The organism is Rhizobium sp. AB2/73 (genome assembly GCF_020871915.1).
Lineage (GTDB): Bacteria > Pseudomonadota > Alphaproteobacteria > Rhizobiales > Rhizobiaceae > Rhizobium > Rhizobium dioscoreae.
Map to the genome: position 1 here is coordinate 3,624,773 of NZ_CP067071.1, position 7,728 is coordinate 3,632,500.

Sequence of the window (7,728 nt, forward strand, 5' to 3'; positions counted from 1 at the left end):
GAGGCGGTGCAATCTCATCAAAAGGCCGGCGACTTTCAAAGTGGCCGGCCTTTTGGTTTTCCAGGCGGTCGCGGGGCTGGCCGTCAGCGGTTCGAGCCTCTCACGGACATCCGGCAATTAGGCTCCGACGCGGGGCATGGATCCCTGTGGTCAGGGCTATAGGGCCCCGGCTCGCCTGCATTTGGTCGCGAGTTCGCCTGAGGCGGCCGCTGCGGCTGTGGTTGCGGTTGCGGTTGAGCCTGCTGCGGTTCCGGACGCGGGCGGTTATTGTCAGGGCGATTGTTGTCGCGCTGGCGATCCGGCCGGTTACCCCAATCCTGGTTGTTGTCCGGGCGCTGTCTGCCCCAGTCGCGATTGCCGTCGCGTTGCCTGTCCCAGTCGCGATCACGGTCGGGCCGGCGATCCCAGTTGCGGTCCGGTCTGTCATTCCAGTCCGATCCGCGATCCCAATCGCGATTGCGATCCGGGCGACGGTCCCAATTGCGGTCCGGCCCGTTATCCCAGCCTGGAGGATTGCGATCCCAACCGCTGTCGGGGTGGCGATCGACCCAGCCCGGGCCGCGCCGCCAGCGGTCGCGGTCACGATAGAAGTCGCGGCCGCGATAATAGCGACCCCAGTAGTCGTCGAAGTTGAAGACCACCGTCGGGATGCCAAGCGGGCGGTAATATTGCGGACCGACATAGATGCGGCGTGACTGATAGGTTGCCTGGATATAACGACCCGCAACCCACCCCCGGCCGCCATAGAAGGAAACATCGCACCATGGCGTATCGTTAAGGCAGCCGTTGATCTGAAGCGGCACACCGACGGGGATCATCGTCACTGCCGGATAGGCGGTACTCGGACCGGACCGCATGTTGACGTTCGCGGTGGCAAAGCCTTCTGCCGCTTCCGCGATGGCTGGCAGCGCCACGAGCGCCGCCAGAATGCCCGCCGCAAGAATCTTGAACCTCATAGATTACTCTCCCTTTGCGCACCCATGCCGCGAAATCGCCGGCTGGTGCCTGTTCCGCTGTCGTGCGCCTACCCCGGCGCTCTTCGGTAAGACTTTTCAATTTCGACAAGATAAAGGCCTGGCGCTGCACGGAATCTGATAGGATTCCATGGTGCCTCTTCAATCTTTACATGTGTTGTAGAAGTAATTGCATGAATGCAGCTTGAACGGCATCAGTTCGAAACTGAAAAGCTGCGAGTCTTTTGACGAGGCTCACTTGCCTTCCTCGGTGTTACCGACGTGGCAGCGTCGGCTGCCTCAAGTGTTTTCTCGAAGAAACTAAGAAGCGGCCTTGAAATTGACACCTTGGACGCCGATATACGATCCAGTCATGCAGCCGATGGGCGCTGGCGCGCTGGAAAGCGAGCCGTTTGGTCCGTCGATATTATGGAAGCAGCGTTAACTCTTCGTTGACCTTTCATGATCAATCTGGCTGCAGTTCCGCCATTGTCTTTGACCACGGATGTACTGGCACTGATGCGAAGGCGGATGGCGAAAGGCCGGATCATTCCGGCCTTTTTTGTTTTTGGCGATGGCGTGCTTCCGACGAAAGCGGAGCGCGCCATTTTCATTTTCGCCATTTCCTTGCGCTCAAAAGAAAACCGCCGCAGATACTGCGGCGGTTTTCAAGTTCAAGCGGCAAGGCTTGGTACAGCCTGGGCGATACGCTTAGATCGCCTTCTTGGCCGCAACCTTGATGGCCTCAGCCTTGGCTCTGGTCGGCCCTGCGGCAATGGTCGCCTTGCCGGCCGGCACATAGCCTGCGCCGATCGCGACGTTCAGCGAGATGTAGTCGAGGGCGCTCTGCTGAATGGCTTGCGCCAGGCTCTGCTGGGCGGCGGTCACGTTGCGCTGTGCGTCGAGAACGTCGAGCAGCGAGGATGCACCGTCCTTATAGCTTGCCGTCGAGAGCTGCAGGGCTTCCTGATAGGACTTGACCTGAGCCTGCAGCGCGGCAACCGTCTGTGCGTCACGCGCAACTGCGGATAGCGCGTTTTCAACCTGTTCGACAGCTTCTCGCACCGTTTGTTGCCATGCGAGATAGTTTTCGCGGCTGGTCGATTCGGCGCTCTTGACGCCAGCGCGCAGGGCGCCGCCATCGAAGATCGGCAGGTTCAGCGACGGGCCGAAGGACCAGGTGGTCAGACCGCCGCTTGCAGCCGAGGTGTGGATATATGTCGGCGAAATCGAGCCGCTGAGCGTGATCGACGGAAAGAGCTTGGCTTCGGCAACGCCGATCTGGGCCGTCGAGGCTGCGAGGGTGCGCTCTGCCACGCGAATATCGGGTCGGTTGCGGATAAGGTCAGCTGGAACGCCGGTGCGAACGCTGCCGCGGAACACCGGCTGTCTGCCGCTGCCCTGCATCTGAGCGATGATCGTCGATGAGGGAACGTTGAGCAGCGTCGCAATGTGGTGCACCTGCTGGCGATAGCTGATTTCATAACCAGGTACCAGGGCCAGCGTCTGGTTGACGAGGCCCTCGGCCTGAACCACGTCAAGGCGGGAAGCCGCACCGGCTTCGAGCTGGAACTTGGTCAGCGAAAGCGTGTCGCGCCGCGATTTCAGGTTTTCCTGCGCGATCGAGATGAGCCTCTGATAATAGCGCGCATTGACGTAGCTGTTGGCGAGATCCTGCAGATAGGTCAGGCGCTGGACGTCGACGGTCGAGTAGGCGGCGTCGAGCGAAGCGTTGGCGCTTTCCGTTGCACGGCGATACTGACCCCAGAGGTCGAGCAGCCAGGAAGCCGAAGCAGTGCCCGTCGTCGTGTTCCGCCGTCCAGCTGAGCTTGATACTCTCGAGCCACCCTTCTGGCCGCTGGTCGTGTTGTCGCCTGACACTGTGAGGCTCGGGAGGCCGCCCGCACCTGCGGTGACGACGGCAGCTTCCGCCTGGTTGATGCGTTCCAGTGCTTGCTGGATGGTAAGGTTCTGGGCAAGTCCCTGTGCGGCGAAGGCATTCAGCTTGGAGTCGCCGAAAGCGGTCCACCATTGCGAGCCGGCGATATCGCCGTTCGCCTTCGTACCGCCCTCCGAGAATTTGGCCGGTAGAGGCATTTCCGGTGGCTTATGGTCTGGGCCGCTGACGCAGCCTGCCAAAACAAGCAGCAGGGCGGGGGCGGCAGTACGAATGGAAACCATCACATTGTCCCACAATTCAATTTACTGATCAGTTTTTTTCGGGATCGGCGTGACCCCATATGCTGGCGCTTCAGTCTTACGCAACACAAACAATGACCCGAAGCGGTCGGCGTCAATCTAGCAATGAGTTTTGCAATAGCACAGTGGCTTTTACGAATTCTCGGCTGCGAACATATGTGGGATCGGCCGAAATATCAGTGCGCCGTTAAAAAAAATCTAAGGTGTTGCAAAAAACATACCCTTTTGCACACCACTCAGGGCTGCAGTGTAGACAAAAATCAGCGCACGCCGCAACTCTAGGGAGTTGCTTCGCAGAATCGCTCCAGTCTAAAGTCCGTTCGGACTGTCCTTACGGGAAGTAGCGGGCGAGGCTTGCGCGAACCCGGTCAAGGGGTGTCGCGCCGCGATCATCAGGCACGAAAGACATGCCCGTGATTGCTTCATAGGCGCGGATATAGACTTTAGACGTCTGTTCGATGAGGTCGCTCGGAATCTCCGGAATCTCGTCCTTGTAAGGATCGCAACGCTCCGTGACCCAGGCGCGGACGAAATCCTTGTCGAAGCTTTCCGGGCGCGCCCCCTTTTCGAATCTGTCCTCATAGCTGTCGGCCAGCCAGTAGCGGCTGCTGTCGGGCGTATGGATCTCGTCGGCAAGGATGATGGTGCCGTTGTCGTCGGTTCCGAATTCATATTTGGTATCGACGAGGATCAGCCCGCGCTTGCGGGCGATGTCCTGCCCGCGTGCGAACAGGGCAAAAGCATAATGTGTCAGCGTCTGCCATTGCTCTTTTGTCAGAAGCCCGTGCTCGACAATCTGGGTCGGCGTCAGCGGCTCATCGTGGCCGCCGTCGAATTCCTTGCTCGTCGGCGTGATGATCGGCTCGGGCAGGATCTGGTTGTCGCGCATGCCATCCGGAAGCGTGATGCCATACATCTCGCGCTGACCCTTTTTATAAAGCGTCAGAACCGAGGTGCCCGTGGTGCCGGCGAGATAGCCGCGAACGACGACCTCGACGGGCAGGATATTCAGCCGCTTTCCGACAACGACGTTCGGGTCCGGATAGTCGATGACATGGTTCGGGCAGATATCGCGTGTCTGTTCGAACCAGTAGCGCGCCGTTTGCGTCAGCACCTGACCCTTGTAGGGGATGCAGGTAAGGATGCGGTCGAAGGCGCTCAATCGATCGGTGCTGATGATGATGCGGCTGCCATCGGGCAGATCATAATTCTCGCGCACCTTGCCGCGATAGTAGTTGGGCAATTCGGGGAAATGGGCTTCGGAGAGAATTCGCAACGCGTCCACCAACAGGCTCGTGCATCCGCACGGCGGATGCTTCTTGAGCGGACCCTTAGCGCATTGCAGCCGGAATCGGAACGGTTTTCACATATAATAATATGGAAACGGCTTCATTCGTCGGGTCGCGGGCGCGAAAAGTGTCAGCCCGGCCGGCGCCAGCAACCGTTTTCACCCTGCTCGAGGATGGGTGTCGAAAACACGCCGACGATCCTCTCGCTCCATCGCTCGCCGCTCAGATCGACGCGATCCAGCCAGCGATCGGATTGCAGCATGGCCGCGCCGATCACGACAGGCTCGATATTGCAGGACGCAAGGAGGGCAAGCCCGGAAACGATCGACGCGCCGCTGGAGATGACGTCGTCAATGAGTGCCACGCGCTTGCCTTGCAGCAATGGCAACATGCGCGGATCTATATAAAGACGCTTTTCCTGGTTCGGCGTGGTGATGGAGGAAAGCGCGACCGACAGTTCGTCGCGATACCAGAACTTGCGCGATGTCCCGAGCGGCACGTAGCGCGCATGGCCGAGTGCGCGGGCAACTGCTGCGGCCAGTGTCAGGCCGAGGGTCGGCAGGCCGGCGACGACATCGATATCATAAGCTGCGATCCGCTCCGCAAGCGCCTCCGCCAGAGCTTCCAGCACGGTGAAGCTTGCCTGATTGACGATCAGCGATGCCAGTGCATGTTCGCCATCGGCAAGCACCCGGATCGGCAGACGCAGCTGACGCCCGTCCGGCAATTCGGCGACATGAAAATCCGCGCGCTCCTCCATGGGATCGAGAGTGCCAGGCGCATGCAGCTCCTGCCAGAAATCATGGGGTTGCATGGCAGCCTGCCTCTATCTGTTGATCTTCATTCCTGCGCGCCGGTGCAACGCGAGGATCTCTGCTTCGGTCAGGGCTCGCGCGGCCCCCTTCGGCAGATCGCCGAGCGCGATATCGCCGAAGGCGACGCGCACCAGCCGCAGGCATTCGATGCCGAGCGCCTCGAGCATGCGCCGTATCTGACGGTTGCGGCCCTCCTTCAGCTCCACCTCGATCCAGCCATTGCGATCGCCGCTGCGCAGGAGGCGGGCGGAACTGGCGGTCAGCAGTTCGCCATCGTCGATGATGCCGCGTTCCATGCGCGAAAGCTGCTCGTGATCCATGATCCGGTCGACCTGCACATGATAGGTCTTGCCGACATGGCTGACCGGATCGAGCAGGGCCTGCGCCAGCACCGTATCATTGGTAAAGAGCAGCAACCCCTCGCTCGCCTTGTCCAGTCGCCCGACCGGAGCCAGGTGGCGGGCATCGATCTCCTTCAGGCAATCATAGACCGTCGGACGTCCCTCGGGGTCGTCGCGGGTGGTCACCAGCCCGCGCGGCTTGTTCAGCATGAAATAGAGCTTTTTCTCCGCAGCGATTTCCGTGCCGTCGACCGCGAATTTCGAATGTTCGAGATCGACCCAGATGGCGGGATCTGACACTTTGCGCCCGTCCACGCTCACGCGGCCGGCCGCGATCAGCGCCTCTGCCTGGGTGCGGGAGCAATAGCCAAGCTTGGAAAGCGCCCGCGGCAAGGTCACGCGCTTGCCCTCTGGCTCCGGCCTGCCTTTCGCCGCCCTGCCGGATCTCTGCGGTGATTGCCGTTGGCTCACCCGTCTTGCCTCATGTGCTTGTTGCCGTGGCCCGGCATGGCAGCCGGTGTAGCACAACCTTTCGCATGGCAACGAACCGGACGCAAATCGCATTGTCGAGGCACGATCGAAAGGCCGGTCTGAAAGGCAGACAGGGCTCGCATTTCATGGATGCAAGCCCTGTCGCGGACCGGAGCGGGCGATGGGGTCGGGTAGACGGCAACATGGCTGCCGCCATTCGCTCCGGAGGGATCGCGGTTGCAGAGAAACTGCACTGCTTCTTTTGCTGGGATTTTTCAAAAGAAGGGAAATTTGTTACAGTTTGTAACGCCGGCCGTTTCCCTGTTGCCAAGACCGCCTCTCGCCCCGCATGGAAGAGCCATGGTTTCCGCATCGCTGCTTCTGGTCGAGGACGACCGCGAGATTAGGGCGCTCCTGGAAGAGTTCCTGAGCCGTGAGGGTTTCTCCGTGCAGGCGGCCGACAGCGCCGCTGCCATGGATCGCCTTTTGTCCAAGGGCTTTCCTGATCTGATTATCCTCGATCTGATGCTGCCCGGCGAAGACGGCCTGTCGGCATGCCGTCGTATCCGCGCCCGCAGTAAGGTGCCGATCCTCATGCTGACGGCGAAAACGGAAGATATAGACCGTATCCTCGGGCTCGAAATGGGGGCCGACGATTATCTCGGCAAGCCCTTCAATCCGCGCGAGCTCCTGGCGCGCATCCGCGCCATCCTTCGCCGTTCCGGCCCGGAGCGGCCGGAAGATATCAGCCGTCCATCGAGGAGAAAGAGCTTTGCGGGGTTGACGGTAGACCTTGATGGCCGGGTGATCGAGATGGAGGGTGAGCGCGTCGTGCATTTGACGACGGCCGAATTCGATCTGCTTGTTTGCTTCCTAGAAAGGCCGCGCCGTGTGCTGTCGCGTGAGCAATTGCTCGACTGGACGCGCGGCCGCGGTGCCGATCCTTTCGATCGCACCATCGATGTCACGGTCTCCCGCTTGCGCACCAAGCTCGGCCATTGCCTGCCCGATGGCGCCCATATCATCACCACCGTGCGCAACGCCGGCTATCTCCTCACAATGGACGTGAAAGATGTATGAGCCATGCTGAAACTCGGTCTCGTCGCCCGCATCATCATGATCGTCGCCGTGGCATTGTTCATCATCCAGCTTGCGGCTTTCGTTGCCGCGCAGCTCAAGCCGGATACGCCGTTCAATCCGGAGCTGTCGCCGGCCATGCAGGTCAAGACGGCGGTCCGTCTTCTCGATGCCGTTCCGCTTGAGGCGCAGCCGATCGCCGTGCGTGCGCTGCATGCCAATGGTTTGGCGATACGGCTCGCCGATGCGCCGGCAGCCGGTGAGAAGAGCGAGACTTCGGATCTGACCCTCACCGGCAAGCTGGCGCGTGAATTCGCCAACATCGCCTTCGGCAACCGCTACTTCAACATGCGCTCGCTGTCGGAAAGACCGCAGGGCTGGTTCTCGGTCGGTGCGCCGGATCGGATCATGGAAGTGTCGATCGGCGTCGCCGGCGGCAAGATTGCGGTCTTCAATCTTCCCGAGACCCCGACCGTGCGATTGCGCGGAATTCCCATCGGCCTTATCTCGGGCATTCTCGGGATGCTGGTCGCAGTCATCGCCATTGCCGCGGTGGCGCGCGAAACCCGGCCCCTGACGCGCC

Annotated in this window: 7 protein-coding genes (1 of these 7 running past the window's edge); 2 read left to right on the plus strand and 5 right to left on the minus strand. The window is 60.7% G+C overall.

Translation table 11 applies throughout. The features are described from left to right. Positions 1–83: 83 nt before the first annotated feature. The 5 genes from I8E17_RS17775 to I8E17_RS17795 form a co-directional block, all read right to left on the minus strand. On the minus strand, positions 84–956 hold the full coding sequence (locus I8E17_RS17775) for an SH3 domain-containing protein (RefSeq protein WP_113366722.1): 873 nt from the start codon (positions 954–956) through the stop codon (positions 84–86). Positions 957–1,664: 708 nt separating this feature from the next. After that, positions 1,665–3,134, minus strand: a complete 1,470-nt coding sequence (locus tag I8E17_RS17780) for an efflux transporter outer membrane subunit (RefSeq protein ID WP_112724628.1) — start codon at positions 3,132–3,134, stop codon at positions 1,665–1,667. 349 nt (positions 3,135–3,483) lie between these two features. Continuing rightward, complete coding sequence (locus I8E17_RS17785) at positions 3,484–4,428, minus strand: phosphoribosylaminoimidazolesuccinocarboxamide synthase (protein WP_069615329.1); 945 nt, start codon at positions 4,426–4,428, stop codon at positions 3,484–3,486. A 143-nt stretch (positions 4,429–4,571) separates the two neighbouring features. Next, positions 4,572–5,255, minus strand: a complete 684-nt coding sequence (locus I8E17_RS17790; RefSeq protein ID WP_113366723.1) for a phosphoribosyltransferase — start codon at positions 5,253–5,255, stop codon at positions 4,572–4,574. Positions 5,256–5,267: 12 nt separating this feature from the next. Next, positions 5,268–6,068 carry a pseudouridine synthase gene (locus I8E17_RS17795; protein ID WP_113366724.1) on the minus strand — a complete coding sequence of 267 codons (801 nt, stop codon included), beginning with the start codon at positions 6,066–6,068 and terminating at the stop codon, positions 5,268–5,270. Between the two features lie 360 nt (positions 6,069–6,428). Here I8E17_RS17795 and I8E17_RS17800 point away from each other — a divergent pair, with 360 nt between their 5' ends. Next, positions 6,429–7,148: a response regulator gene (locus I8E17_RS17800; protein WP_069615320.1), complete on the plus strand. Its 720-nt coding sequence runs from the start codon at positions 6,429–6,431 to the stop codon at positions 7,146–7,148. A 3-nt stretch (positions 7,149–7,151) separates the two neighbouring features. Continuing rightward, a protein-coding gene (locus I8E17_RS17805) for an ATP-binding protein (RefSeq protein ID WP_113366725.1) crosses the window boundary here: on the plus strand, positions 7,152–7,728 show its start. It continues 776 nt past the right edge of the window; the window shows 577 of its 1,353 coding nt (coding positions 1–577); it begins with the start codon at positions 7,152–7,154; its stop codon lies beyond the right edge, outside the window.